The following is a 26,286-nucleotide window of genomic DNA, read 5'->3' as shown; positions in this document are numbered from 1 at the left end:
GGCATGTCCGCCCCAAGGAGAGCCGGTGACACGCATCGCCGGCCAGACAAAGCAAAAAGAGAAAGAAGGAATTAGAAAATGCGTCACGCACGTGGTTACCGCCGCCTGAACCGTACTCATGAGCACCGTAAAGCGCTCTTTGCGAACATGGCCGGCTCGCTCATTGAGCATGAGCAAATCAAAACAACCCTGCCCAAGGCAAAAGAGCTGCGCCCGATCGTTGAAAAACTGATCACTTTGGGCAAGCGCGGCGACCTGCATGCCCGTCGTCAGGCCGCATCGCAGCTGAAAGAAGACAAAGACGTTGCCAAGCTGTTTGACGTTCTGGGTCCCCGCTACGCCGAGCGTCAGGGCGGTTACGTCCGCATCCTGAAAGCCGGTTTCCGCTATGGCGACATGGCTCCGATGGCGATCATCGAGTTTGTTGATCGTGACATCGACGCCAAAGGCGCGGCCGACAAAGCCCGCGTCGAGGCCGATGAGGCGGCAGACGAAGAATAGGTTACGGTCAACGATCGAAAGAGCACCTCCGCGCGGGCGACCGGGCGGAGGTGTTTTTGTTTTGCGATCGAGTTCGCAGTCGGCACCGACTTGCAATCTCTCAAGGACCTCCGCATATCATCTCATGACTTTGATTGGAGACTGCATGATCCGCGCCATTCTGACTTTGGTCCTGATAACGCTGGGCGCACAGGGCACAGCGGACACACGTGTGCCCCAGTCGCAAGCTGAAATCTCGCTGGGCTTCGCGCCGGTTGTCAAAGATGCCGCCCCCGCAGTTGTGAATATCTACGCCAAGATCGTGCGGCAGGGCCGCTCAAACACGCTGTTCTCGGACCCGTTCTTTCAGGACTTCTTTGGCGGCGGATTTGGTGCCCCCCGGCCGCGGGTTCAGAACTCGCTGGGGTCTGGGGTCATCCTGTCTGAGGACGGCTATGTGGTATCAAATTACCATGTCGTCGGCTCGGCGACCGAAATTCGCGTCGTCACAACCGATCGGCGCGAGTTTTCAGCAGAGGTTGTTCTCGGCGACGAGGAAAGCGATGTTGCGATACTTCGGCTGGAAGAGGCAGAAGATCTGCCCTATCTGACACTGCGCGATTCGGACCATGTAGAGGTGGGTGAGTTGGCTCTGGCCATTGGCAACCCATTCGGTGTTGGACAGACGGTGTCATCAGGCATTATCTCGGGGCTGGCACGGACCGGAACGGCAACGGGCAATGCACGTGGATATTTCATCCAGACCGATGCCGCGATCAATCCGGGGAACTCTGGCGGGGCGCTGATCGATGTAAACGGTGATCTGATCGGGATTAACACGTCCATTCTGACACGTTCGGGCGGGTCCAACGGGATCGGGTTTGCCATACCGGCCAATCTGGTGGCCGAGTTCCTGCGTCAGGCGCAGGCGGGCAATGACCGTTTTGTCAGTCCTTGGGCCGGAATGGCCGGTCAGCATATGAGCGCGGATATTGCCGAGTCATTGGGTCTGGTCATCCCGCTTGGCGTGGTAATTTCCGACTTGCATGATCTCAGCCCGCTGGCTTCGGCGGGCTTTCGGGTTGGGGACGTGGTCACCCATGTGGATGGCGATGAGGTGAATTCGCCAGCTGAGATGAAGTTTCGCATGTCCATTGCGGGCGTAGGCGGCACGTCGATGCTGACCCGGTTGAGAGGTGAAATCAGCGATGAGATCGAGGTCGCACTCGTCAAGGCGCCCGAGACTCCGGCAGCCGAGGAAACAACCCTGAGCGACGGAACCGTTTTGCCGGGGTTGACCGTTTCTCGGGTAAACCCGGCAGTGATCAGCCAACTGGGTCTTTTGCTGTCCCAAACCGGCGTCGTTGTGGTTGACCCTGGACCCTACGGAGGGCGCGCAGGTCTGCGGGTGGGTGACGTTCTGGAAGGTATCAATGGAACCGAAATGCAGCGTCCCCGGGACGTGGTGACGGCCTTAACCGACCCCGGACGCCGGGTGCAGATGTCCGTTCTGCGCGGCGGGCGATCTGTGTCCTTGCGGTTCCGTCTTTGACCCCGTGAGCGATCTGTTCGATACTGGGACGACCGAGCCCGTACCGCCCCCGCATCGCCCACTGGCAGACAGGCTACGACCGCAGTCTCTGGCCGACGTTATTGGGCAGGAGCAGGTTCTCGGTCCGGACGCCCCCTTGGTGTGATGTTGGGTTCGGGGAGTTTGTCCAGCCTGATCTTCTGGGGCCCGCCGGGGGTGGGAAAGACCACGATTGCCCGTTTGCTGGCGCAGGAAACCGATCTGCAATTTGTTCAGATCAGCGCGATCTTTACCGGCGTGCCAGATCTGAAGAAAGTGTTCGAAGCCGCAAAGATCAGGCGGCAGAACGGGCAGGGCACGTTGCTTTTCGTCGACGAGATCCATCGGTTCAACAAGGCTCAGCAGGACGGGTTTTTGCCGCATATGGAAGACGGTACCATTCTGCTGGTGGGAGCAACGACCGAGAACCCATCGTTTGAGCTGAACGCCGCGGTGCTCAGCCGCGCGCAGGTCCTGGTGTTGGAGCGCCTCGATCTCAAAGACCTGGAACGTCTGACACAACGTGCCGAAAAAGAGCTTGAACGCGCCTTGCCGCTGACTCCGGCGGCACGCGATGTCCTGCAGGAAATGGCGGACGGCGATGGGCGTGCCCTGCTGAACCTGATCGAGCAGGTGGCCGCGTGGACAGTTGAAAAGCCGCTCGATCCAGACGCCTTGGCGACCAGGTTGATGCGGCGTGCGGCAAAATATGACAAGTCCGGCGATGAGCACTATAACCTGATTTCGGCCCTGCATAAGTCGGTGCGCGGGTCTGACCCGGACGCGGCGCTGTATTGGTTTGCGCGGATGCTGACCGGGGGAGAGGATCCCCGGTTTCTGGCGCGCAGAATTACGCGAATGGCCGTCGAAGACATCGGATTGGCGGACCCGCAGGCGCAGTCGATCTGCCTGCACGCTTGGGAAACCTACGAGAGGCTGGGCTCGCCCGAAGGTGAACTGGCGCTGGCACAGGCGCTGATCTACCTGGCGCTGGCACCAAAGTCGAACGGGGCCTATGTCGGATACAAGGCAGCTATGAAACTGGCCAAACAATCAGGTAGTGAACCACCGCCGAAACATATCCTGAACGCGCCGACATCGCTGATGAAGGAACAGGGTTATGGCGACGGCTACGCCTATGATCATGACGCTGAAGACGGGTTCTCGGGTCAGGACTACTTTCCGGAAGGCATGAAACGGCCGGCTCTGTATCAGCCGGTCGAACGCGGCTTTGAGCGTGAACTGAAAAAGCGACTGGATTACTTCGCCAAGCTGCGTGCGCAGCGCAACAGCTAGTTACGCCGCGTTACAGGCGACAAACCCGGCACCTTGAGTTTCCCATGGGTCAATCTGCAGTTGGGAGAACGCGCATGCCTGTTTCAATCGAAAAGAGTGATGATGTCTGGACCATTGTCCACGACCGCCCCGAAGCGCGGAATGCCGTGGACACAGAGCATGCGGAGGCTCTGGTGCAAGCCTTTCTCGAGTTCGAGAGCAGCACGGCTAAGGCAGCGGTGTTCTGGGGCAAAGGTGGCAATTTCTGCGCCGGGTGGGATTTGAAGCTGGCCGCTACACTGTCAGATCTTGAATTGCGCGAGGCCTATTTTGACCGGCATGCGTTTCCGGTCGGTTCGGCACCTTCAACACTTGGGCCCATGGGACCATCGCGTCTGGAGTTATCAAAGCCGGTTATCGGCGCTATTGAAGGGGCTGCCGTTGCCGGAGGTATGGAACTGGCCCTGTGGTGCGACATTCGGGTAATGGCAGAAACCGCTTATCTGGGCGTCTATTGCCGCCGCTGGGGGATCACCCTCATGGATGGCGGGTCAGTGCGCCTGCCACGGCTGGTCGGACAGGGAAAGGCATTGGAGATTGCCCTGACCGGCCGCAAGGTCGACGCCGAGGAATGCTATCGGATCGGCTTGGCTGAAAAGGTTGTGGCACATGGCGGCGCGCGCAGCGCTGCAGAGGATATGGCACACGAGATCGCCAGATTCCCACAAGAGGCTGTCCGGGCTGACCGGCGTTCGATCATAGAAACACGTGGGCTGCCGGTGCGAGAAGCTCTTAAGGTTGAATGGGCCAACGGGCTGGAGGCGATCCGGCGCGAGGGCACCACAGGCGCGGGTCGGTTTCGAGACGGCGCCGGACGGCACGGCGATTTCTCAAGCATCTGAACCGGCACGCCTCACGCCTTGACTCTCGGTGCTGCGCGCGCGACAGACGCGCATGTTTTCTAAGGGACAGACAGGGTCGATATCCGTGCGAAGTAAGTGCGCGGAACACGGGGCAATGGCATGAGTGGTGTGCAGATGATCACGGTCGCCCAGGGTGATGGCGATCAGCGCGTGGATCGTTGGCTACGGCGCTTGTTCCCACATGTCAGCCAGGGCCGTATCGAAAAGATGTGCCGCAAGGGGGAACTGCGTGTCGATGGTGGCCGCGTCAAGGCCTCGACCCGGCTGGACAGCGGACAAGTCGTACGTGTGCCTCCATTGCCGGATGCCGATCACAAGCCAGTGCAGGTCAAACGGCGGGTGTCTGAGGCGGACGCAGAGATGATAAGGGCGTGCGTGATCTACCGAGACGATGAGGTGCTGGCCCTCAACAAGCCACATGGACTGCCTGTTCAGGGTGGCAGTGGCCAAACCCGGCATGTGGACAGCCTGTCCGAGGCGCTGCGTTTTGGCTATGACGAGAACCCTCGGCTGGTGCACCGTCTCGACAAGGATACATCCGGCGTACTTCTGATGGCGCGCACGCGCGAGGCGGCCAAGGGTCTGACAGCTGCGTTCCGACACCGCGACACCCGCAAGATCTACTGGGCGCTGGTGGCCGGCGTGCCAACGCCCTACCTCGGCGAGATTAAGACGGGTCTGGTCAAGGCACCCGGGCACGGCCAGCAGGGCGAAGGTGAAAAGATGATCCCCGTGCACATGGACGAGATCGACAGCACGGCGGGTGCCAAGCGCGCGCATACGCTCTATGCGACGCTTTATCGTGTTGCCGGCCGGGCGGCCTGGGTTGCGATGGAACCGATCACCGGACGCACGCATCAGCTGAGGGCACATATGGCCGCGATTGGGCACCCGATCATCGGAGACGGCAAATATGGTGGATCCGGACAGGAGAATCTGGGGGACGGCTGGGGCGCGCAACTAGGTGGTGTGATCAGTAAAAAGCTTCATCTACACGCAAGGCGCCTGACTTTTGAGCACCCCGCAACGCGCAAAACGATAACTGTGACAGCGCCTTTGCCTGAGCACATGAAACACAGCTGGGACACGTTCGGCTGGACCGAAGACCTAGCGGCTGATGATCCGTTCGAGGCGCTGCAATGAGCGCGCCGCTGCGGCTGGTCCTGTTCGATGTGGATGGCACGTTGGTCGACAGTCAGGGCAGCATTGTACATGCGATGACGGAGAGCTTTCGAGCGGCGTTACTACCAGTGCCCGCGCGCAAAACCATCCTGTCGATTGTCGGCCTGTCTTTGCCGCATGCAATCGCGCGGCTCGCACCGGATTGCTCGCCATCCGGTCAGGCGGCACTGGTTGAGGGCTACAAGCAAGCCTACCACGCCAACCGGGTGGAAATGGGCGCCGCCTCATCTCCACTTTACCCTGGCGCACGGGAGGTCATCGAGGCGTTGCACAACGTACCCGAGGTTCTATTGGGTGTGGCGACCGATAAATCACAACGCGGATTGGACGCCCTGATCGAAGCCCATGGTTTGGAGCGGTACTTTGTAACTCGTCAGGTCGCAGACCATCACCCATCCAAACCGCACCCCTCGATGGTTCAGGCCGCCTTGGTTGAAACCGGCGTTGCGGCGGAAGACACGGCCATGATCGGGGATACGAGTTTTGACATGGACATGGCCGCAGCTGCGGGCGTGGCCGGAATTGGCGTTTCGTGGGGATATCACCCCGCGTCGGCGCTGAGCGCGGCGGCTTACGTGATTGACACATTCGACCAGTTGCCATCTACGCTGACCAATATCTGGGACAAAGCAGCATGAGCGATTGGAAACCAAAGCGGTTTTGGACGAACTGTACCGTTGTTGCCGTTGGAGACAGTTATACCGTCGAACTGGATGGGCGCGGTGTAAAAACTCCAGCCAAGGCCCCGTTACTTCTTCCCACGCGCGCGATGGCGCGGGCGGTGGCCGCCGAATGGGATGCGCAGGAAGAAGAAGTGGACCCCTTTTCGATGCCTTTCACCCGGTCCGCCAATGCGGCAATCGACAAGGTACGCACTCAGCATCGGGAAGTCGCGGATATGCTGGCTGACTACGGCGATTCCGATCTGCTATGCTATCGCGCAACGCACCCTCGAGAATTGCAGGACCGACAGGCCGCCGCGTGGGACCCGGCACTGGATTGGGCAGCGGATACGTTGTCGGCCCGGCTGGTGCCTGTAGCGGGCGTCTTGCATCAACCGCAGCCGGAGGCGGCCCTTAGCCAACTGCGCCAGCGCGTTTATGATCTTGATGGGTTTCAACTGGCTGCGTTCCACGACCTTGTCAGCCTGTCAGGGTCGTTGATTCTGGGATTTGCGGCCGCTTTGGATTGGCGGCCCGCAGAGGATGTGTGGGATATGTCCCGACTTGATGAGGACTGGCAAATCGAACAATGGGGCCATGACGACGAAGCGCATCTGGCCGCCGAAACCAAGAAGGCCGCATTTTTACACGCAAAGCGCTTCTTTGATATATCGGTTTGATCCTTTTGACCTGTTTTTAAGGCGTTGGTGCAATTTCGTGGGGGGTAAACCCATCGATTTCCCTGATCCGACCCTTGACGTTTGTTTATGAATGCGAGCAAACTCATGCCCACTAAAGGGGAGACACCTTTGGGGTAACCTTTCCGGCTCCACTTGTCGGATAGAGCCGTTCCACTTGGGGACGGATAATCAGGAAGAGGTAAAAATGAAAAAAACCGTAATCTTGGGCGCGGCAACAGTTGCCGGTCTGGCCGCCGGCGCAGCAGTGGCGGGTACCGTTGACGACGTGAAAGCGCGCGGTACACTGAACTGCGGCGTGACAACCGGTCTGGTCGGCTTTGCAGCGCCGGACGCAAATGGCGAATGGCAGGGCTTTGACGTATCACTATGCCGCGCCGTTGCCGCAGCCGTACTGGGCGATGCAAATGCCGTTGAGTTTGTGCCGACAACCGGCAAGACACGCTTTACTGCGCTGGCGTCGGGCGAAATCGACATGCTGGCCCGTAACACCACATGGACTTTCAGCCGCGACGTCGACCTGAAGTTCGAATTCGTGGGTGTGAACTACTATGACGGCCAAGGCTTCATGGTTCCAAAGGCACTGGGCGTCAGCTCGGCCAAGGAACTGGACGGCGCAACCGTTTGTATCCAGACCGGTACCACAACCGAGCTGAACCTGGCGGACTTCTTCCGCTCGAACAACATCAGCTACGAGCCGGTTCCGATCGAAACCAACGCCGAAGCGCAGCAGCAGTATCTGGCTGGCGCATGTGACGTCTACACCACCGACGCATCTGGCTTGGCCGCAACACGTGCGACGTTCGAAAACCCGGACGATCACGTTCTGCTGCCTGAAATCATCTCGAAAGAGCCGCTGGGCCCGCTGGTCCGTCACGGCGATCATGAGTGGGGCGACGTGGTTCGCTGGACGCTGAACGCGCTTGTTTCGGCTGAAGAGCTGGGTGTGACCTCGGCCAATATCGACGAGCTGAGCGCCGGTACGGACAACCCGGAAGTCAACCGTCTGCTGGGTACCGAAGGCACCCTGGGCGAGATGCTGGGTCTGGACGCCGATTGGGCGGCCAAAGCGATCAAAGCTGGTGGTAACTACGGCGAAGTCTTTGCCAAGAACATCGGTGAAGAAACCCCGATCGGTCTGGCACGCGGGCTGAACGCCCAGTGGACCGATGGTGGTCTTCTTTACTCACCGCCATTCCGCTAAGACATCAACGGGAAAGGGCGCAGGGCAACCTGCGCCCTCTTCCATTATAACAGCTGCGGACAGATACAGAGCGGGGACAACCTCGCCACGTCAGAAGAATCCGCAAGCCACGGGGATTCCAAAATATGTCGACTATGACAGACCCGCCGAAAGCTGATTTTCGGCTGTCGATGCTCATAAACGATACCCGCTATCGCTCCCTGACGTTTCAGGTGATCGCGGCCATCGTTATTGCATTGTCCATCTGGTATCTTGGCAACAACCTGATCCAGAACCTCAGGGCCGCTGGCCTTAACATTTCCTATTCCTTCCTGGGCGATCCCTCGGGGTATGACATCAACCAGCGCCTGATCGAATATGACAGCCAGTCGTCCCACGGGCGGGCCGCTGTTGTCGGTATTCTCAACACGCTGCTCGTAGCGTTTCTCGCCTGTATTACCGCCACGGTTTTTGGTGTGATCGCTGGCGTTCTGCGCCTGTCCAACAACTGGCTCGTTTCAAAGCTGATGGCGATCTATGTCGAGATCTTCCGGAACATTCCGGTTCTGATCTGGATTATCATTATCTTTACGATCATGACGGCTGTGCTGCCGGGACCCCGGGCCTTTCGGGGAGATAACCCCACATCAAGCATGCTGTTTGACCTGTTCGCCTTTACCAACCGCGGGGTATACATCCCACGGCCCGACTTCGCGCACGGTCTGTTTGGTGTCACGATACTGAACTGGCTTGTGGTTCTGGCGGTACTGGCCGGGTCTTGGTTCGCAACCCGCGAAATCGACAAACGTGCGACACAGACGCAAGAAGAGACCGGTGAACGGCCCAAGACCCTGCTTCTAAACCTCGCTGTCTGGCTTGTGCCATTTGCAATACTGATGTTCCTGATGGGGTTGACCTGGAATGTGCCAGAGTTGAAGGGATTTAACTTCAGTGGCGGCATCAAGGTGGGCGGACCGCTGATTGCGCTTTGGTTCGCTTTGTCAATCTACACCGGCGCTTTCATCGCCGAGAACGTGCGCGCGGGTATTCAGGCCATCTCGAAAGGCCAGACCGAAGCGGCAGCGGCCCTGGGGTTGCGCCCGCGTCGGATCATGAACCTCGTGGTCCTGCCGCAGGCATTGCGGGTGATCATACCGCCGCTGATTTCGCAGTATCTGAACATCACCAAGAACTCGTCGCTGGCGATTGCAGTTGGTTATGCGGACATCACCGCAACCTTGGGCGGCATCACGTTGAACCAGACCGGTCGTGCGATCGAATGTGTTCTGTTGCTGATGCTGTTCTATCTGACAGCCTCGCTGCTGATTTCGATGGTGATGAACCTGTACAACGCATCCGTCAAGTTGAAGGAGCGCTGAGTCATGGCCGATCAAACAACAAATCCGATCGCTTTCGTGGCCGAAGGCACCATTCCACCCTCACCGCCCCCGGCGCGTGAAACGGGCATCGTCAAATGGCTGCGCGAAAATCTGTTCTCGAGCATTCCCAACGGAATCCTGACCTTCCTATCGTTGGTTCTTATCTACTTGCTGTTGAAAAACACGCTGCCGTGGATTTTTAATGGTGTCTGGAACGCGAATTCCTTGGCTGAATGTCGTGAGATACTGGCTGGCAAAACCGGAGCCTGTTTCGCGGTCCTGACCGAGCGTTGGCACCAGCTGATCTATGGGTTCAAATATCCGGATGATGCCTATTGGCGCCCAAATCTGGCGTTTGTGCTGATGCTGGTGGCCTTAGCGCCGGTGCTGTTCTTCGATTTGCCGCGCAAGATGCTGATCTTCACCGGCCTGTATCCTTTCATTGCCTTCTGGCTGATCTGGGGTGGCACGATCCTGGCACCTCTGGTTGCACTGGCGGGCTGCGTGGCCGGTGGTGCCGTGTTCCAGAAGTACGGCAAGAACAGTTTTGCCGCAGGATTCTTTGGGGCCGTTGTCGTAGCACTTATCGTGTGGAATGTTGGTGCAGCGTTGATCCCCGAGGACGCGTCGCAAAATGCCTGGCTGACTTATGTGCCTAGCCGTGATCTGGGTGGCTTCATGCTGAACATGATGCTGGGCATCACTTGTGTGTCGCTGTCTGTTCCGCTGGGCATTGCCCTGGCGCTTGGGCGTCAGTCGGATATGCCGCTGATCAAATGGGTAAGCGTCATCTTCATCGAGTTCATCCGTGGCGTGCCTCTGATCACGCTGCTGTTTGTGGCTTCGGTGATGCTGGCCTATTTCTTCCCGCCTGACAGCACGGTCGACCTTTTCCTGCGCGTTGTGATCATGATCACCATGTTCTCCGCCGCTTATATCGCCGAGGTGATCCGCGGTGGTCTGGCAGCACTTCCGCGTGGACAGTATGAGGCAGCAGACAGTCTGGGTCTGGATTACCCTCAGGCGATGCGGTTGATCATCCTGCCGCAGGCTCTGAAGATCTCGATCCCCGGGATCGTGAACGTGGCCGTTGGCCTGTTCAAGGACACCACACTGGTTTCGGTCATCTCGATGTTCGATCTGGTGGGCATGATCCGGGGTCCCATCCTGGCGTCGACCGAATGGAACGGCGTCTATTGGGAGCTTCTGGGCTTTGCCGCGCTTCTGTTCTTCGTCGTCTGTTACGGCATCTCTCAGTATTCTCAGTGGCTCGAGCGTCGTCTTGCCACGGATCATCATTAAGGAGTTCAACACATGTCTGAACTTGCAATTGAACGTGAAATCGACCGCTCAAAGATGCAGGTGAGCGATGAAATCGCCATCGACATCAACGGCATGAATAAGTGGTACGGCTCGTTCCACGTGCTGCGCGATATCAATCTGACCGTCAATCAGGGCGAGCGGATCGTAATTGCGGGGCCGTCGGGGTCGGGGAAGTCTACGCTGATCCGCTGCCTGAATGCGCTCGAGGAGCACCAGCAGGGCACAATCGTTGTCGATGGGATTGAACTGTCGAATGACCTCAAGAACATCGACAAGATCCGGTCCGAGGTTGGTATGGTCTTCCAGCACTTTAACCTGTTCCCGCACTTGACCATTCTCGAAAATTGTACGCTGGCCCCGATCTGGGTGCGCAAGACGCCCAAGAAAGAGGCCGAAGAGCGCGCGATGCACTTCTTGGAAAAGGTGAAAATCCCGGAACAGGCAGACAAGTATCCCGGCCAACTGTCTGGCGGTCAGCAGCAGCGTGTGGCCATTGCCCGCTCGCTCTGCATGATGCCGCGGATCATGTTGTTTGACGAGCCGACCTCAGCGCTGGACCCAGAGATGATCAAAGAGGTGCTCGACACCATGATCGAACTGGCCGAGGAAGGCATGACCATGCTGTGCGTGACGCATGAGATGGGCTTTGCCCGTCAGGTCGCCAACCGCGTGATCTTCATGGACGCTGGCCAGATCGTGGAACAGAACGAACCGGAAGAGTTCTTCAACAATCCCAAAAGCGACCGGACCAAGCTGTTCCTCAGCCAGATTCTGGGCCACTGATACCTGCGATGCGGGTTAAAAAAGGCGGGACGGAGGTCCCGCCTTTTTCTATTTCAATAGCTCCCTCGGAATGACGAAACCAAGGACCTGCCCGCTGTGCCAACGGATGCTGGACCAGTCTGCGATATCAAATTCCATCGCAGTCGTCGCGCAGGTTGGATAGTCATAGAACCGCGTGTGGTCAGGGCAGTGCTTTACGATCCGATGCGCAAACTCTGCGATTCCGGGATTGTGTCCGAGCATCAGCACCGCTTGGCCGTTGGCTGCCGACAATGCTTCCATCATATCCTCTGGCTCGGCCAGATACAGGTTTGGGGTGAAGCTTGTCTTGTTGGCGTTTAGTTCCATTCGCTGCCATGTTTCGCGGGTGCGACAGGACGAAGAGCTCAGAACTTCGTCGGGCAGCCAACCGTTGTCTTCTAACCACGCGCCAATGGCCGCTGCTGACTTGCGGCCGCGTTTGGTCAACGGCCGGTCATGGTCCTCAATCATGGGATTATCCCAACTGGACTTTGCATGACGGGTCAGGATCAATGTGCGGGTCATTTTGGGTGAAAGGCCTTCATATGATGAGCGGATTGATCCGGGTCACGCCCGGAGGACTGGCTGAGCGGGCAGGCCAGACGCGCCAGGCATCCGCCCGTCATGCATTTCTGTCCTTCAACGGTAGACAAGTAGTCGTGGCACGTATCGACATCATAAAAATGTTCTGAACTCAGCGCTCCCACCGGACACGTCGAAGCACAGGGAGCAGGGCAGCCCGTACAGGGCGACCGTCCGTCAACAGTGGGCAGGTCGAACTCGTGTGGGAAGTGCAGCGCACCGCGAAAGGATATCATCATGCCAACGGTGTCATGGACCAGCGCGCCAACTGGGCTGGAGAACGTACGCCCCGATTTCAGCGCCCAGTCAATGAAAGGGGCGTAAGGCGGGCCGCCAAATGGGAAATAGGCCATCGCACCAAGATCCTGCGACATTTGCCCGATCACGCGGGTCGACCAGCGATCCACCGGATCTGCCCCCTGCCATTCGGGAGAGGCCTGCAAGACCGGCCAAAACCCCGGGCCAGCACCCAACAGAACCAACGTTCCGCCGCTCAATTGCTTTGCGCCTGACAGGCGCGGGTGCAACGCCCCCATTATGATCAGCCCGGAGTCATTGGCCGCCTGCTCGGTACTGGCGTATTCTGTACCGCGCGTTTCAAAAGGGGATGTGGGGAGTTGCGCCATATATCCTCCGCCCTGATTTCAGTCTGGCCGGATCAGCGAACCGGCGCCGTGTTCTGTAAACAGTTCAAGCAACACCGCGTTTGGAGCGCGTCCATCAAGTATGACGACAGCCCGGACGCCGCTGTGTAGGGCGTCCAGCGCGGTTTCGGTTTTGGGGATCATGCCACCCGCAATTGTGCCTTCGCGTGTCATCTCGCGAATCTGTCCGGCTTTGAGTTCGGTCACCACGTCACCTGCAGCATTCTTGACGCCAGACACATCTGTCAGCAGCAAAAGACGGTCCGCCCTGAGGGCAGAGGCAATCGCGCCGGCGGCTGTGTCACCATTCACATTAAAGGTTTCACCATCAGCGCCCGCGCCCAAAGGGGCGATCACCGGGATCACATCATGCGAAAAGAGGTCGGTCAAAATCCGCGGGTCTACCGTGGAAGGCGTGCCGACAAAACCCAAAGAGGCATCCGTCTGTTCGCATACCATCAGATGCGCATCCTTGCCGGACAGTCCAACGGCCATTCCGCCCTGCGCGTTTATGGCTTGCACGATGCGCTTGTTCACAAGGCCGGACAGGACCATCTCAACGACTTCGACCGTTGCCTTGTCTGTCACGCGTTTGCCATGCACAAAATCAGATTGGATGTCCAACTTGTCCAACATTGCGGTGATCATCGGCCCGCCGCCATGAACGATCACTGGGTTAACCCCGACCTGCCGCATCAACACAACGTCACGGGCAAAGCTCTCCATCGCTTCATCGCTGCCCATGGCGTGTCCGCCGAGCTTTATGACGACGATTGCCCCGTCATAACGCTGCAAATAGGGCAAGGCGCTGTTTAGGGTTGCGGCAGTGGCGATCCAGTCCCGGTTCATATCTCGTGTCTTCATGGTTGATCCTCTTACGCATCTGTTAGGCGTTTTGGCCGCATATGCCAAGATCACTGTTGTGGGGGCGAAGGGCGCTGCTAGGGTGCAAGCAGGAGGCACATCCAATGGAGCAGAAAACACTGGTATTGACGGGTGCCAGCCGGGGTATCGGTTTTGCGACCGTCTTGCGGTTTCATCGAGAGGGCTGGCGGGTGATCACCTGCTCGCGTAACGCGGTGCCGGAAGACTGCCCTTGGGATTCCAAGGAAAATCACGTCCAGTTGGATCTGAGCGATCCAACGGAGACGATTAACTCTGTCGGTGTCCTGCAAGAGATGGTCGGGGGAAAGCTGGACGCACTTGTGAATAATGCCGGTGTCTCACCCAAAGGTCCAAACGGAGAGCGTTTGAACACACTGAACACGGATCTTATGACTTGGGGCCAGGTCTTTCACGCCAACTTCTTTGCTTCGGTTGTGTTGGCGCGCGGGTTGAAGGAAGAACTGGCAGCGGCCCGAGGATCGGTTGTGAATGTGACGTCCATCGCCGGATCGCGCGTGCACCCATTTGCCGGAGCGGCCTACGCAACGTCCAAGGCGGCGCTGGCGGCGTTGACGCGCGAGATGGCGCATGATTTCGGCTCAATGGGTGTCCGAGTCAACGCTATAGCACCGGGAGAGGTCGAGACCTCGATCCTCAGCCCTGGGACTGAAAAAATCGTTGCGAATCTACCTCTGGGCCGGCTGGGTCAGCCAGAGGAAGTTGCGGCGGCGATTTATTTCCTGTGCTCGCAGGAAAGCTCCTACATCTCTGGTGCGGAGATCGAGGTGAACGGTGCTCAGCACGTTTAGGAGCCTCTAGCTCAGGTCGGCAATTATGGAACGCAGGACTGGAATGCCGTCACCCTTTTCGGATGACGTTAGTACGATCTCTGGGTAAGCGGCAGGGTGCTTGGACAAGCTGCTGCGAACTTGCTGCAAGACCTTGTCGCGATCCTTGGCTTTAACCTTATCCGATTTGGTCAGGACGCACTGAAAAGTCACGGCACTGGTATCCAACAGCGTCATGATTTCATCATCCACGGGTTTCACCCCGTGGCGAGCGTCGATCAAAACAAACGCTCGGCGCAGAGTCTGGCGCCCGCTCAGATATTGTTTGAGCAGGCGTTGCCACTTTTCCACCACCTGAAGCGGCGCATTTGCGTAGCCGTAGCCTGGCAAATCAACCAGATAAAGATCGGGTCCTTGAGTGAAAAAGTTGATTTCCTGAGTGCGCCCAGGCGTATTTGACGCGCGCGCCAAGCCCCTGGTGCCTGTTAAGGCATTAATCAAGCTGGATTTCCCTACGTTCGAGCGGCCTGCAAAACAGACCTCCGACCTGTCCGGTGTAGGTAAGCCAGACATCGCGACCACGCCTTTGACGAATTCGGAAGGTCCGGCAAATAACTTGCGCCCGGTCTCGACCGCGACATCATCTGGATCTTCGGCCAATGGGAAGGGCAGTGTTGTCATAACACCTGTACCTTGTCGCCAATGCGCAGGGTTCCGCCCCGGATCACCTCGGCATAGACGCCGAAATCCTGATGGTTCCAGCTGTTCAGCGCACCCAGCGTATCGGCATCGCGTTCGCCGGTTTCCGGATTTGCCGTTGTGGCAAGACACCGCACGATCCGCTCGCGCACAGCGAACACCGCGTCACCGATCTGAACCTCGCGGCCAACCCAGTCGAACTCTTCCCACAGCGGCAAGCCATCAAACCAGACATTCCCGCGCCAACGGCAGATCGATAGGTCCTGACCAAGCCGTTGTTCAACGGCGCGATGCGAGGCCATGTTGCACAGGCTGATCGATGGGTAGTTGCTATCGGTCATGCCCCGACCCGGCACACGGACAATTCTGGCCGATGCCGCGCGGTTCTCTGGCATCAACGGCTTGACCCAGTCCAGGAAAGCATCCTGCTGTGTGTCCGGGTTGAAAACCAGATCGGGACGTTGAGGATGGCTGAGCGTGATCGTGTCGTCCGTCAAACGCGCCGAGATTGCCATCAGGCTCGGGGCTTTTGAGCCGCGGCTGAAATTGGCGCAGGGTACCCATTTTGTGCCGTCCGCTTTTGAGGCTTCATGCGCGACGGCCCAAACGCGATCCCCTGGCATGGTCTGCCCAGGAACCACGGTGACATCTTCAAGGGATTCGCGCCCGTGGCTTTTAATCGGATGCCGCCACAGGTTTGTGACCGTCCCGCTCATTTGTCGTCCGTCTTTGGTGCCCGTTTAAAGCCGGACTTGATATTGCCGAAAACATCCGGCTTGTACCCTTGGCTGCGCATGATCAGGTATTGCTGGGTGAAGGTAATGGTGTTGTTCGCAATCCAGTACACGACCAGACCGCTGGCGAACCCGCCCAGCATGAACATGAAGACCCATGGCATCCATGCAAAGATCATCGCCTGGGTCGGGTCGGTTGGCGCCGGGTTCAGTTTTTGCTGAACCCACATCGAAATGCCAAGCAGCAATGGCAGGATGCCAATAAAGACCAGCGCCATGAGCGTATCAGGCGCCGGCGCAGCCCAGGGTAACCACCCAAAGAAGTTGAAGATCGATGTCGGGTCCGGCGCGCTGAGATCCTGGAATGGCCCGAACCAAGGCGCCTGGCGCAGTTCGATGGTGACAAAGATCACCTTGTACAAAGAAAAGAAGATCGGGATCTGCAACAGGATGGGCAAACAGCCTGCTGCTGGGTTCACCTTTTCTTTCTTGTACAACTCCATCATGCCTTGCTGCATTTTCTGCCGGTCGTCTCCCGCAGCCTCTTTTAAAGCCTCCATCTGCGGCTGCAGCTCTTTCATCTTGGCCATCGAGACATAGGATTTGAACGCCAGCGGGAACAGGATTGCTTTGATGATCAGCGTCAGACCGATGATCGACCAACCCATATTGCCGATCAGCACATTGATATTGTGCAGTAGCCAAAAGATCGGCTTGGTCAGGAAGAAAAACCAGCCCCAGTCGATACTATCGATGAATTTTTGCACGCCCTCAGACTGGTATTCGCGGATCGCTTCCCATTCCTTGGCGCCGGCAAACAGCCGCGTGGTGACTTGCGCGGTTTCACCGGCGGCCACGGTCATGGTCGGCTTTTTGATGTCCGCCTGGTAGACCTTGTTGCGGTTGTTGTACCCCGCCGATGCGGTAAAAGTCGCGCCCTGTTCAGGGATCAGCGTCGTCATCCAGTAGTGATCGGTGAACCCGATCCACCCTTCGCTGATGTTCTCAAGCGTGTCGACGCCATCTGGGACATCGCTGTAGTTGGTTTCCGTGAGGGTTCCGTCAGCCATGCTGATCAGGCCCTCATGCAGGATAAAGAAGTTTTTCAACTCAGGGATATCGCCGTCTTCGCCGATACCGTGGCGCGCCAGAATTCCGTAGGGCGCCATGGATACGGATGCATCGGACGCATTCTCAACCGACTGGGTCACCGAAAACATGTAGTTTTCGTCGACCGAGATGGTACGGCGGAAAGTCAGGCCGTTTCCGTTGTCCCACGTCAATGTGACAGGTGCATCCAAATCCAGGGTATCGCCCTGTTCGACAGTCCAGAGCGTATTGGGGCCCGGCACGTCCTCGACGGACACTCCAGAGCCCGGTGCCCAGCCATAAAGGGCGTAATATGCCGACTCGGATCCAACGGGGGACAAAAGCTCAACAATCGGGGCGCCTTCGTCGATCGATACTTTGTAGTCTTTCAGGAACAGCTCATCGATGCGGCCACCTGACAAAGACAAGCTGCCTTTGAGACGCGGTGTGTCGATCTGAACACGGGGTGCCTCTCGCTCGGGCAGCGCTTCTTCTGCGGCAGCCGTGGTTTCGCCATCGGTTACTGCTTCGGCGGCGCTGGGCGTTTGAACCTCATTGCCTTCTGTCGCGACGATATCAGTCTGTTCGGATACCACTGTGGGTTCCGGCGGCGGGAACATCACGAACCAGACCAGGATCACGAGAAAGCTGAGCGCGGTTGCTAGGATGAGATTCTTGTTCTGATCGTCCATCTGGGACAGCCACCTTGAGCAGTGAAAGACACCCGCAGGGTTCAACAGAGTGCAGGCCCAAAGGTCAAGCGGATTCGCCCGTCATTTCGTCACGGATCAGCGTTCTGCGACGTAAAAAGGAGTTATTAGCCGGTTTGGCGCCCGATTTTGGGAACCCCGCTTACCTTGTCGCGGTGAGCCCTGATCCAACCGATTGTTTTTTCATACGGCATCGGTTTGCCAATCCCAAAGCCCTGAACATGGTTGCACCCAAGTTGCGCCAGCAAAGCATGTTCACCGGGCGTTTCAACACCTTCTGCCAGCGTCTCGACTTGCAGACGTTCAGCCATGGTCAGAATAGCACCTGTCAGTTGCTGTTGACTGGCGTCCTGATCCGCCTTGGCAACGAATGATCGGTCGATCTTAATTCTGGATACGTTAAAGCGTTTAATTGAGGCGATGGATGCATGGCCGGTTCCAAAGTCATCCAGATCAATACAGCATCCCAAAGCTGCAAGTCCGGTGACATTGCGTGTGATCACGTCATCGGGCCGTTTTGAAAAAACGGTCTCCAAAACTTCGACCGCCAAGCGATCCGGGGTCAGGTCGAACTGATCCAGCTCCCATTTCAGGCGGTCAATCAAGGCGGGATCACAGAGTTCATCCGACGAAAAGTTGATCCCGATCCGTGGCACAGCCACACCTGCATGATCCCAATCGCGCATCGCGGTGAAGGCGTGGTGTCGAATGACCTGACCGAGGCGAACCATCAAATCGGCCTGCTCGGCAAAGGGCAGAAACAGATGCGGTCCCAGAATGCCCTTTTTTGGATGCTCCCACCGCGCCAGAGCCTCAAAACCCGTTACGCGCCCGGTGTCGGTGGATATCTGTGGCTGAAACCAGGGTCGGATTTCCCCATCGTCCAAAGCCGCTTCAAACTCCTTGCGCAGATTGGCCCTGATGAAAGATCGGCGACGCGTTTCGGTTGAATAAGCGCGAATTGTTGAGGGGCCGTTTTGTTGCGCGCCGGCTAGTGCAGCGCTGGCTGCATCTCTCCACTCGGCGGCGGATTCGTCGGAGACACTGGCGTGCATGCAAAATCCAATGGAACAGGAAACGTAGATACCTATCCCGTTCAGTATGATCGGATCCTCCACGGCTGACTGTATGCGGCCGGACATCTGGATACATAACTCCAGGTCAATCTGCCGCGACGGGTGCAATCCGATCAGCATGGTGTTGTCGTTGACCTGTATCGCGACGTCTTGCTGGCGTATCGCAGAGAGGGCGCGGACGCAGAACTGCTGGGCGATATGGTGTGCGGCCGCTTGACCGTGAAGATCCGAAAGCGGGCCGTATTCGTCCAGCGCAATGGCAAAACATGCTGACGTTTCGCCCGAATTCTGGGCGCTGTCGAAGAACTCACCAAGCGCGCCATCGAACTGATCACCTGTCATCAAACCAGACGAATTCCGCTCGCCGAACATCTCCCCCGACGGTCTAGTGCCCAAAGCGCCGAAACCAGCATAGATCAACGGCAAAGCCAGTGCGACAACCACCAGCGTCCTTTCGCCGCCGATCCAAAAGGCGCCAAGACACAGCGCTGGCACAAATGCCAGAGCCGATGGACTCCTCAGAACGGTATGGAGCGAACGGGTAAATCGGTCAAAGGAAGGTAGTTTCCGCATGGTTGATTTGGCCTTGGGCAGTGATCGCACATTGCCAACAGTAAAAAACCAGTCTGAGTCAGTCGTTAACGCAACTGCGGAATTTCCTCAGAATTTTTGCCTTTCTTGCTGGGGTCCAGAGAAAGTGCTTCAAAGTCAAACAGTTTCGGGTCCAGCAAATGTGATGGCCGTGCGTTGGTGAGGGCCCGGAACATGACCTGACGCCGTCCCGGGTTGTTCTTTTCCCATTGGTCCAGGATTTGCTTTACCTGCTGGCGCTGCAGACCGCCCTGACTGCCGCATAAATCGCAGGGGATGATCGGATAGGTCATCGCGGCGGCAAATTTTTCGCAATCGACTTCTGCCACATGCGCCAGCGGTCGATAGACGAACAGATCACCTTCTTCATTCAGCAGCTTGGGCGGCATCGTCGCAAGACGCCCGCCGTGGAACAAGTTCATCAAAAACGTTTCAAGGATGTCGTCTCGGTGGTGCCCCAGTACAACAGCCGAGCAGCCTTCTTCGCGCGCAACACGATACAGGTTGCCGCGCCGAAGACGGGAACATAGGGCGCAATACGTCCGACCCTGCGGGACCTTGTCCATCACAATCGAATAAGTGTCCTGGTATTCAATCCGATGCGGTACACCCATGCGCTCTAAAAATTCCGGCAGGACGGTGGCGGGAAAGCCCGGCTGCCCCTGATCCAGATTGCAGGCCAGCAAATCGACAGGCAACAGACCACGCCATTTCAGCTCATGAAGAACCGCCAGCAGGGTATAACTGTCTTTGCCACCCGACAGGCAGACCAGCCAACGCGGCGGCGTGCCCTCTTTGTTATGCGCTGACGCATCAATCATCCCGTATTGCTCGATTGCTTCGCGGGTCTGGCGCACGATGCGTTTGCGCAGCTTTTTGAACTCCGTCGTCGAAGGTGCGGCTGCAAAGAGCGGATGGATTTCGTCTGGTTCGTCCAACATGAGCCGTGGGTACCGCGCTGTACGCGAACGGGCAAGGTCTTGATTGCTGCGGGCTCAGGATTTGGGGAACGCGCCAGCTTATGCTATTTTCAATCCATTTATTAGGGAGCCTGTTATGGATTATGCATTTGTTGCCCGCGGCAAAAGCGGAAACGGTTTTTCCAACGAACCTTCGGCCAGCCATTTTCTGGCCATCCCCGGGTCGGCCAACGACATGAAGGTGTCGCACAAGATTTCCAAGAACGAATGGACCAAAAAGGTGATGGCCGAAGCGGCCAGCGGCACGCCAAATCCCAATACGGATGGCGACATCGTGTTTTATGTGCACGGTTTCAACAATTCTCAGAAACAGGTCCTGCAGCGGCATCGCAAGATCAAAAAGGGACTTGAGGCCAACGGGTTCAAGGGGGTCGTCGTCAGTTTTGACTGGCCCAGCGCCGACTCGGCGTTGAACTATCTGGAAGACAGGGAAGACGCCAAATTATCCGCGTTTCGACTGGTCAAAGACGGCGTGGCCACTTTTTCTGCCCTCCAAAGACCGGATTGCCGGATCGACCTGCACATCCTTGCGCATTCCATGGGGTGTTATGTCGTGCGTGAAGCCTTTGATGATGCCGACGACCGGGCGCGGATTGCGGGTAAAAGCTGGTCGATCAGCCAAATGATGCTGATCGCCGCAGATCTGTCTGTGTCATCTCTGGACCCCGGCAATCCGAAGTCTTCGTCACTCTACCGCCACTGTGTCAGGTTGACGAACTATTACAATACGCTTGATGACGTATTGTCCATTTCTGCTGTGAAACGCGTGGGCGTTGCGCCAAGGGTTGGACGGAACGGAATGAACAAACCCCATCACACCAAAGCGGCAAACGTGTATTGCGGTGAACGGTTCAAGACGGGTGGGTTTGCCCAAACGGTCAATTCAGGACACACGTTCTACTTTGATGATCCCGTGTTCATGCAGGATGTGTTCCATACAGTGTCCGGTCGGCTGGATCGGGAGGAGTTGCCCACGCGCGCGCCCACAAATCAAGGCAACCTCGCGCTGATTAAACCCAACTGAAGCATCTCGTCGGTTGGCGCACGGCTATCCGTTCAAGCGGGCTAGAATAGCATCGGTGTCGACATTGCCGATGGCACCGGTGACGGATCCCCGCTCTCCAGCAATGCGCGTGGCAGTAAAGGCGTCGGCCACTTCTGTCGGCGCATGTCGGATAAGCAACGCGGCCATGAGCAACAGTGCGGTGCGCTCGGCGAACCATCTGGCTTCTGCTTCGGTTGGCAGCGATGACCAGCGCTGGTGGTATCCCTGCAGGGCGGCATCATAGCGGCGATCAGCACCTGTAGCGCCCTCCAGCTCCGCCTGAAGCACTTCGGCGGCCAGCGGATCGCGTGACAGGCTGCGCAGGATGTCCAGGCAGATGACGTTGCCTGATCCCTCCCATATCCCGTTCAAAGGTGCCTCGCGGTATAGCAGGGGCAGCGGCGTATCCTCGACATAGCCCATGCCCCCAGAACCTCCATCGCTTCGACTACGACGACAGGGCAGCGTTTATTGGCGAGGAACTTGGCCAGCGCGACACCAATGCGTGCAAAAGCGCGATCTTCTGGCGCTTCACCGTCGAAAGCTTGCGCGACACGCAGGCCAAGCGTCGTTGCACCCTCACAGTCCAGCACGAGATCCGACAGGACCGTCCGCATGAGAGGTTGGTCGATCATGCGGCGCTGAAACGCATTCCGGTGCGTCACCCAGTGATGCGCCTCAACAAGGGCGGCCCGCATCAGGCCTGCTGGGGCCATGGCCGTGTCGAGGCGCGTGTGGTGCATCATTTCGATGATAGTCTGGACGCCTGCGCCTTCGTCGCCCAGTTGGTAGGCGAGCGCATCGTGCAATTCGATTTCGGACGAGGCGTTGGATTTGTTGCCCAGCTTGTCCTTAAGGCGCATCAGATGGATGGCATTGCGGTCCCCATCCAGCCACCGGGGCAACAGGAAACAGGTCAGCCCGCCCGGTGCTTGCGCAAGCGTCAGAAATCCGTCCGACATTGGCGCCGAACAGAACCATTTGTGTCCCCGCAAGCGCCAGTGATCGCCGTCGCGAGAGGCCACGGTTGAATTGGCCCGAACGTCAGACCCGCCCTGTTTTTCGGTCATGGCCATGCCAAGCGTGGCGCTGCCCTTCAATTCTATAGGTTCAATGGCAGGATCATACGTCCGTGTCATGAGCTTTGGCTGCCATGTGGCCGCAATATCCGGGTTGGCCGCGAGCGCCGGAATCCCCGCATAGGTCATTGTCATCGGGCAGCAGTGTCCCGGCTCGACCTGACTGGCGAGATACACCATTGCTGCGTGTGTCGCGTGACCGCCCGGTTTCCCGTCCCACGCCAAGGCTGCATAGCCTGCGGATTGGCTGATCTGCATCATCTGGTGATAGGCCGGGTGAAAGCGGACTTCGTCCAGGCGCCTGCCGCCTCGATCGAACACATTGATCTCGGGCGGGTGGCGGTTCGCCTCGCGTCCGATGTCACGTGTTTCCGTGCGCCCCAGCAGTTCACCATATGCGGCCAGTAGGTCACTACGTCCTCCGGCAAAACCGACCGCACTGCGCAGTACCGGGTCCGATGTCCACAGATCGCAGTCACCCCGGACAGGCGGCTGATTTTCAACCTGGTGGGTTGGAAGGGACACGCGCGCTTCGGATGTCATGGGAACCTCGGACACTGTTGCCTCAAGTGTTCAGACGAGGTGCCAACAGGTCAAGTGCGACCGTAGGTCATGAGCGGGGCTCAGTCTTGTTCCTGATCAGGAACCGGGTCATATCCGTCACCGCCCCACGGATGGCACCGACCGATCCGACGCGCGGCAAGCCACGCGCCCTTGATCGCCCCATGCTTCTCCAGCGCCTCCAGCGCATAAGCCGAGCAGGTGGGTTGATAGCGGCAGTTGAAACCGACCCATGGGCTAAAGATCAGCCGGTAAACCCGGACGGGCAGGGCGAAGACATGGGCGAGCAAGGTCATCTGTCCGCCCGATGTAGTCTTTGCAGGGCATAACGCAAGTCGTCCAGAAGCGCATCAAACGGGCGGTTGGCGGTGACCTCGGCGCGCCCGATCAGCACGTAATCCCAGCCGTCGCGACCGTGTTCGGGCAACACTGCGCGCGCCGCTTCACGCAAGCGACGTTTGGCGCGGTTTCGGACGACGGCATTGCCGACTTTTTTGGAACAGGTGAAACCAACTCGTATTCCGGTCGCCTCGTTTGGCGCTCGTTTGCGGGCCTGTACCATCATTGAGGCGGTGCCCTGCCGGCGTGCCCGCGCGGCTTTCAGGAAATCGGGCCGGTTTTTGAGAACGGCAAAGGAGGCAGGCGCACAAACGGACGCCGCCGGGGGCGTATCCCCGGGCTGGTTCTTACCATCCACAGGGGCCTCCGGCGGCGTCATGTTCGTAACCTGATCGGTAAGCGGTCTTACGCGCTCAGCGACTTGCGACCGCGGGCGCGGCGTGCGTTCAGGATCTTGCGGCCGGCCTTGGTGGCCATGCGCGCGCGGAAACCGTGGCGGCGTTTGCGAACCAGGTTTGAAGGCTGATAGGTGCGTTTCATCGCTCCGTCTCCAATCTAAGCGGTCGGGTGCGGCGCGGATTCGCCTAGCCCTAGTGTTCGAAGCCCGTCCTCTACTGCCAAGCGGGGGGTAAGTCAAACCCCAAGCCCCGAGTTTTCGCAGCTTTTGCAACAATTCTGTAACCGGGCACGCCAAAAGGTTTCAAAATCCGGTAAATCCGCCTGATACACTCACATTCACCGCCACTTTCTTCAAGGCAGCGTGAGGCCCCTGTTGCTGCTCGTGTCGGCGACGCATCTTGTGGACAGAATGAAACACTCAAAGCCGGATGGCGAGATGACCGAAACGACCCAAGCCCCGCGCAACGGGTTTGCGCGCCACCTTCCCTTGCTTGCGATTCTGTCCGTTGCGGCGGTCGGGTTCTTCACGCTTGGCAACTATCTGACATTCGAAACCCTGCGGGACAACCGCGAGTCCTTGTTGGCCTGGCGGGACGCATATTACTGGGTGATGGTCGGAGCCTTCATGGCGATCTACATCGTGATTGTGGCGTTCTCGCTGCCCGGGGCGGCCATCGCCTCGATGACAGGGGGTTTTTGTTTGGTTTGTTTGGGGGGACGATCTTCAACGTCGTTTCCGCGACAATTGGTGCTTCGGCGATCTTTCTGGCGGCCCGCTGGGGTTTGGGCGCAAATCTCACGGCGCGATTGGAAGCGTCGGAAGGAACAATCAAGAAACTGAAAGACGGTTTGCGCGAGAACGAGATATCTGTGCTGTTCCTGTTGCGCCTCGTCCCGGTTGTCCCTTTTTTCGTTGCCAATCTTGTGCCTGCCCTGGTCGGTGTGAAGTTCCGTAACTTTTTGATGACTACTGCGCTGGGCATCATCCCCGGTGGAATCGTCTATACTTGGATCGGAGTCGGGTTGGGCGGCGTTTTTGACCGGGGCGAAACGCCCGATGTCTTGCTGCTGTGGGAACCTTTTGTGATCGGCCCCATCATCGGTCTCTGTGTTCTGGCGGCTTTGCCGATTGCCATCAAATCCCTGCGTGGCCGAAAGGACGCCTGACCTCATGCAAGAACTAAAAACCGATATCCTGGTGATCGGAGCCGGGTCGGGCGGGTTGTCCGTGGCAGCGGGTGCCAGCCAAATGGGCGCGGATGTTGTGCTGCTTGAAGGTCACAAGATGGGCGGCGATTGCCTGAATTTCGGCTGCGTTCCGTCAAAGGCGCTGATCGCAAGCGGCAAGATGGCGTACGCGCAAGCGCATTCCTCGGCTTTCGGCATTGCTGATGTTGGCCCTCAGATCAGCTACGCGGCGGCCAAGGATCATGTCCACGATGTGATCGCGCAGATCGAGCCGATGGACAGTCAGGACCGGTTCGAAGGTTTCGGTGTGAAAGTGATCCGCGAGTACGGAACCTTCCTGTCTCCAACGCAAGTTCAGGCAGGCCAGTACGTGATCACCGCGCGGCGTGTGGTCATTGCGACCGGGTCATCTCCGCTTGTTCCGCCTATCCCGGGGCTGGATCAAGTGCCCTATTTCACCAATGAAACCATTTTTGACCTGCGGGAAAAACCGGATCACCTGTTGATCATCGGCGGGGGACCCATTGGCATGGAAATGGCCCAGGCGCATGTGCGTCTGGGCAGCAAGGTGACCGTGATCGAAGCGTTGCAGGCACTGGGCAAAGACGACGCGGAAGCCGCTGCCGTGGTGCTGGACAGCCTCCGTGCTGAAGGCGTGGCAATCCACGAACACGCGATGGTCGCCCAAGTGCGAGAGACAAATGGCGCAATCGAAGTGGTCACGGAAAACGGCGAGATTTATGCGGGATCCCATCTTTTGGTGGCCGCGGGGCGAAAGGCCAATATCGAACGATTGAACCTCGAAGCCGCAGGAATCGACCGCATTCGCAACGGTGTAAAGACCGACGAGTCGCTGCGCACGACAAACCGCAAGGTCTATGCGATTGGTGACGTCGCGGGTGGCTTACAGTTCACCCATGTCGCCGGATATCACGCCGGCATCATCATTCGTTCTGCTCTGTTCGGTCTTCCGTCCAAAGCGAAAACCAATCATATCCCGTGGGCGACTTACACGGACCCCGAACTGGCGCAGGTGGGCATGACCGAAGACCAGGCACGTGGCCAGCATGGTGACAAAGTACAAGTTGCGCGGTTCGACTATCACCACAACGATCGAGCCGTCACGGAACGCAAGACCAAAGGATTCATCAAGGTGATGGCCGTAAAAGGCCGCCCAGTGGGGGCCACAATCGTCGGACATCAGGCTGGCGAATTGATCAACTTGTGGTCGTTGGCATTGGCAAATAACCTGAAGATGGGCCAGATCGCTGCAATGGTTTCGCCCTATCCGACGATCGGAGAGCTTAACAAACGCGTGGCGGGCGCATATTTCTCGCCAAGGCTGTTTGAGAATCAAACGGTTAAACGAGTGGTCAGGTTCGTCCAACGCTGGATCCCCTGATCGGGAAAGGAGCGCA

24 protein-coding genes and 3 pseudogenes are annotated in these 26,286 nt (G+C 58.1%); 15 read left to right on the top strand and 12 right to left on the bottom strand.

Translation table 11 applies throughout. The annotated features are described in order from the left end of the window. Positions 1 to 78 precede the first annotated feature (78 nt). The 11 genes and pseudogenes from rplQ to ACR3ES_RS17695 all read left to right on the top strand — a co-directional run bounded on the left by rplQ (position 79) and on the right by ACR3ES_RS17695 (position 11,458). Positions 79 to 501: a 50S ribosomal protein L17 gene (gene rplQ / locus ACR3ES_RS17745; RefSeq protein WP_170433608.1), complete on the top strand. Its 423-nt coding sequence runs from the start codon at positions 79 to 81 to the stop codon at positions 499 to 501. A 145-nt stretch (positions 502 to 646) separates the two neighbouring features. After that, positions 647 to 2,032 carry a trypsin-like peptidase domain-containing protein gene (locus ACR3ES_RS17740; RefSeq protein WP_170433606.1) on the top strand — a complete coding sequence of 462 codons (1,386 nt, stop codon included), beginning with the start codon at positions 647 to 649 and terminating at the stop codon, positions 2,030 to 2,032. Between the two features lie 4 nt (positions 2,033 to 2,036). After that, positions 2,037 to 3,346 (top strand): annotated as a pseudogene (locus ACR3ES_RS17735) (replication-associated recombination protein A). A gap of 74 nt (positions 3,347 to 3,420) precedes the next feature. Next, positions 3,421 to 4,227, top strand: a complete 807-nt coding sequence (locus ACR3ES_RS17730) for a crotonase/enoyl-CoA hydratase family protein (protein WP_170433604.1) — start codon at positions 3,421 to 3,423, stop codon at positions 4,225 to 4,227. Positions 4,228 to 4,347: 120 nt separating this feature from the next. Continuing rightward, positions 4,348 to 5,391, top strand: a complete 1,044-nt coding sequence (locus ACR3ES_RS17725) for an RluA family pseudouridine synthase (RefSeq protein ID WP_170433603.1) — start codon at positions 4,348 to 4,350, stop codon at positions 5,389 to 5,391. Continuing rightward, complete coding sequence (locus tag ACR3ES_RS17720; protein WP_480424097.1) at positions 5,388 to 6,068, top strand: HAD-IA family hydrolase; 681 nt, start codon at positions 5,388 to 5,390, stop codon at positions 6,066 to 6,068. Before ACR3ES_RS17725 ends, ACR3ES_RS17720 begins: the two co-directional genes overlap by 4 nt. Further along, positions 6,065 to 6,772, top strand: coding sequence for an ATP12 family protein (locus tag ACR3ES_RS17715; RefSeq protein ID WP_170433601.1), 708 nt, complete (start codon positions 6,065 to 6,067; stop codon positions 6,770 to 6,772). Before ACR3ES_RS17720 ends, ACR3ES_RS17715 begins: the two co-directional genes overlap by 4 nt. 205 nt (positions 6,773 to 6,977) lie before the next feature. Further along, positions 6,978 to 7,994: an amino acid ABC transporter substrate-binding protein gene (locus tag ACR3ES_RS17710; protein ID WP_170433599.1), complete on the top strand. Its 1,017-nt coding sequence runs from the start codon at positions 6,978 to 6,980 to the stop codon at positions 7,992 to 7,994. Between the two features lie 125 nt (positions 7,995 to 8,119). Next, on the top strand, positions 8,120 to 9,352 hold the full coding sequence (locus ACR3ES_RS17705) for an ABC transporter permease subunit (RefSeq protein WP_170433597.1): 1,233 nt from the start codon (positions 8,120 to 8,122) through the stop codon (positions 9,350 to 9,352). A 3-nt stretch (positions 9,353 to 9,355) separates the two neighbouring features. After that, complete coding sequence (locus ACR3ES_RS17700; RefSeq protein WP_170433595.1) at positions 9,356 to 10,654, top strand: amino acid ABC transporter permease; 1,299 nt, start codon at positions 9,356 to 9,358, stop codon at positions 10,652 to 10,654. A gap of 12 nt (positions 10,655 to 10,666) precedes the next feature. Next, positions 10,667 to 11,458, top strand: coding sequence for an amino acid ABC transporter ATP-binding protein (locus tag ACR3ES_RS17695; protein ID WP_480424094.1), 792 nt, complete (start codon positions 10,667 to 10,669; stop codon positions 11,456 to 11,458). Positions 11,459 to 11,506: 48 nt separating this feature from the next. On the opposite strand, the gene ACR3ES_RS17690 is transcribed toward ACR3ES_RS17695, so the two are convergent. The 3 genes from ACR3ES_RS17690 to argB are packed head-to-tail and all read right to left on the bottom strand — an operon-like array spanning position 11,507 to position 13,569. Then, the gene (locus ACR3ES_RS17690; RefSeq protein WP_170433593.1) at positions 11,507 to 12,004 is read right to left on the bottom strand and encodes a histidine phosphatase family protein; all 498 of its coding nucleotides are present in this window, start codon (positions 12,002 to 12,004) and stop codon (positions 11,507 to 11,509) included. After that, the gene (locus ACR3ES_RS17685; protein ID WP_170433591.1) at positions 12,001 to 12,687 is read right to left on the bottom strand and encodes a ferredoxin; all 687 of its coding nucleotides are present in this window, start codon (positions 12,685 to 12,687) and stop codon (positions 12,001 to 12,003) included. The genes ACR3ES_RS17690 and ACR3ES_RS17685 overlap by 4 nt, the downstream gene beginning before the upstream one ends. Positions 12,688 to 12,705: 18 nt before the next feature. Then, positions 12,706 to 13,569: an acetylglutamate kinase gene (argB, locus tag ACR3ES_RS17680; protein ID WP_170433589.1), complete on the bottom strand. Its 864-nt coding sequence runs from the start codon at positions 13,567 to 13,569 to the stop codon at positions 12,706 to 12,708. A 104-nt stretch (positions 13,570 to 13,673) separates the two neighbouring features. Here argB and ACR3ES_RS17675 point away from each other — a divergent pair, with 104 nt between their 5' ends. Continuing rightward, on the top strand, positions 13,674 to 14,399 hold the full coding sequence (locus tag ACR3ES_RS17675; protein ID WP_170433587.1) for an SDR family oxidoreductase: 726 nt from the start codon (positions 13,674 to 13,676) through the stop codon (positions 14,397 to 14,399). 6 nt (positions 14,400 to 14,405) lie between these two features. Here the strand turns inward: ACR3ES_RS17675 and yihA are convergent, their stop codons facing one another. From yihA to ttcA, 5 genes are all read right to left on the bottom strand, one after another. Next, positions 14,406 to 15,059, bottom strand: a complete 654-nt coding sequence (yihA, locus tag ACR3ES_RS17670; protein ID WP_170433584.1) for a ribosome biogenesis GTP-binding protein YihA/YsxC — start codon at positions 15,057 to 15,059, stop codon at positions 14,406 to 14,408. Continuing rightward, complete coding sequence (locus ACR3ES_RS17665) at positions 15,056 to 15,793, bottom strand: MOSC domain-containing protein (RefSeq protein WP_170433582.1); 738 nt, start codon at positions 15,791 to 15,793, stop codon at positions 15,056 to 15,058. The genes yihA and ACR3ES_RS17665 overlap by 4 nt, the downstream gene beginning before the upstream one ends. Further along, positions 15,790 to 17,592 carry a membrane protein insertase YidC gene (gene yidC / locus ACR3ES_RS17660; protein ID WP_170433580.1) on the bottom strand — a complete coding sequence of 601 codons (1,803 nt, stop codon included), beginning with the start codon at positions 17,590 to 17,592 and terminating at the stop codon, positions 15,790 to 15,792. The genes ACR3ES_RS17665 and yidC overlap by 4 nt, the downstream gene beginning before the upstream one ends. Before the next feature lie 125 nt (positions 17,593 to 17,717). Next, positions 17,718 to 19,259, bottom strand: a complete 1,542-nt coding sequence (locus ACR3ES_RS17655; protein ID WP_480424091.1) for an EAL domain-containing protein — start codon at positions 19,257 to 19,259, stop codon at positions 17,718 to 17,720. A 65-nt stretch (positions 19,260 to 19,324) separates the two neighbouring features. After that, entirely contained in the window at positions 19,325 to 20,218 is an 894-nt protein-coding gene (gene ttcA / locus ACR3ES_RS17650) for a tRNA 2-thiocytidine(32) synthetase TtcA (protein ID WP_480424089.1), read from the bottom strand. A gap of 115 nt (positions 20,219 to 20,333) precedes the next feature. Here ttcA and ACR3ES_RS17645 point away from each other — a divergent pair, with 115 nt between their 5' ends. Continuing rightward, positions 20,334 to 21,281 (top strand): alpha/beta hydrolase, encoded by a 948-nt coding sequence (locus ACR3ES_RS17645; protein ID WP_170433575.1) that lies wholly within the window; start codon positions 20,334 to 20,336, stop codon positions 21,279 to 21,281. Positions 21,282 to 21,305: 24 nt separating this feature from the next. Here ACR3ES_RS17645 and ACR3ES_RS17640 read toward each other — a convergent pair. From ACR3ES_RS17640 to rpmH, 4 genes and pseudogenes are all read right to left on the bottom strand, one after another. Continuing rightward, a pseudogene (locus tag ACR3ES_RS17640) lies at positions 21,306 to 22,924 on the bottom strand (acyl-CoA dehydrogenase family protein). A gap of 80 nt (positions 22,925 to 23,004) precedes the next feature. Further along, on the bottom strand, positions 23,005 to 23,238 hold the full coding sequence (gene yidD, locus ACR3ES_RS17635) for a membrane protein insertion efficiency factor YidD (protein ID WP_170433573.1): 234 nt from the start codon (positions 23,236 to 23,238) through the stop codon (positions 23,005 to 23,007). Next, entirely contained in the window at positions 23,235 to 23,660 is a 426-nt protein-coding gene (gene rnpA / locus ACR3ES_RS17630) for a ribonuclease P protein component (protein ID WP_170433571.1), read from the bottom strand. The genes yidD and rnpA overlap by 4 nt, the downstream gene beginning before the upstream one ends. A gap of 26 nt (positions 23,661 to 23,686) precedes the next feature. Continuing rightward, on the bottom strand, positions 23,687 to 23,821 hold the full coding sequence (gene rpmH / locus ACR3ES_RS17625; RefSeq protein ID WP_005980833.1) for a 50S ribosomal protein L34: 135 nt from the start codon (positions 23,819 to 23,821) through the stop codon (positions 23,687 to 23,689). A gap of 295 nt (positions 23,822 to 24,116) precedes the next feature. Between rpmH and ACR3ES_RS17620 the strand changes: the two are divergent. Together ACR3ES_RS17620 and ACR3ES_RS17615 are read left to right on the top strand one after the other, a co-directional pair. Next, positions 24,117 to 24,847, top strand: a pseudogene (locus tag ACR3ES_RS17620) (TVP38/TMEM64 family protein). A 4-nt stretch (positions 24,848 to 24,851) separates the two neighbouring features. Next, a complete protein-coding gene (locus ACR3ES_RS17615) occupies positions 24,852 to 26,270 on the top strand; it encodes an FAD-dependent oxidoreductase (protein WP_170433569.1) in 1,419 nt (472 codons plus the stop codon). Positions 26,271 to 26,286: the final 16 nt, after the last annotated feature.

It is taken from the genome of Ruegeria sp. B1, assembly GCF_056535885.1.
Note: the sequence above shows the minus strand (reverse complement) of the source record. Positions and strands in the feature narration are given on the sequence as shown.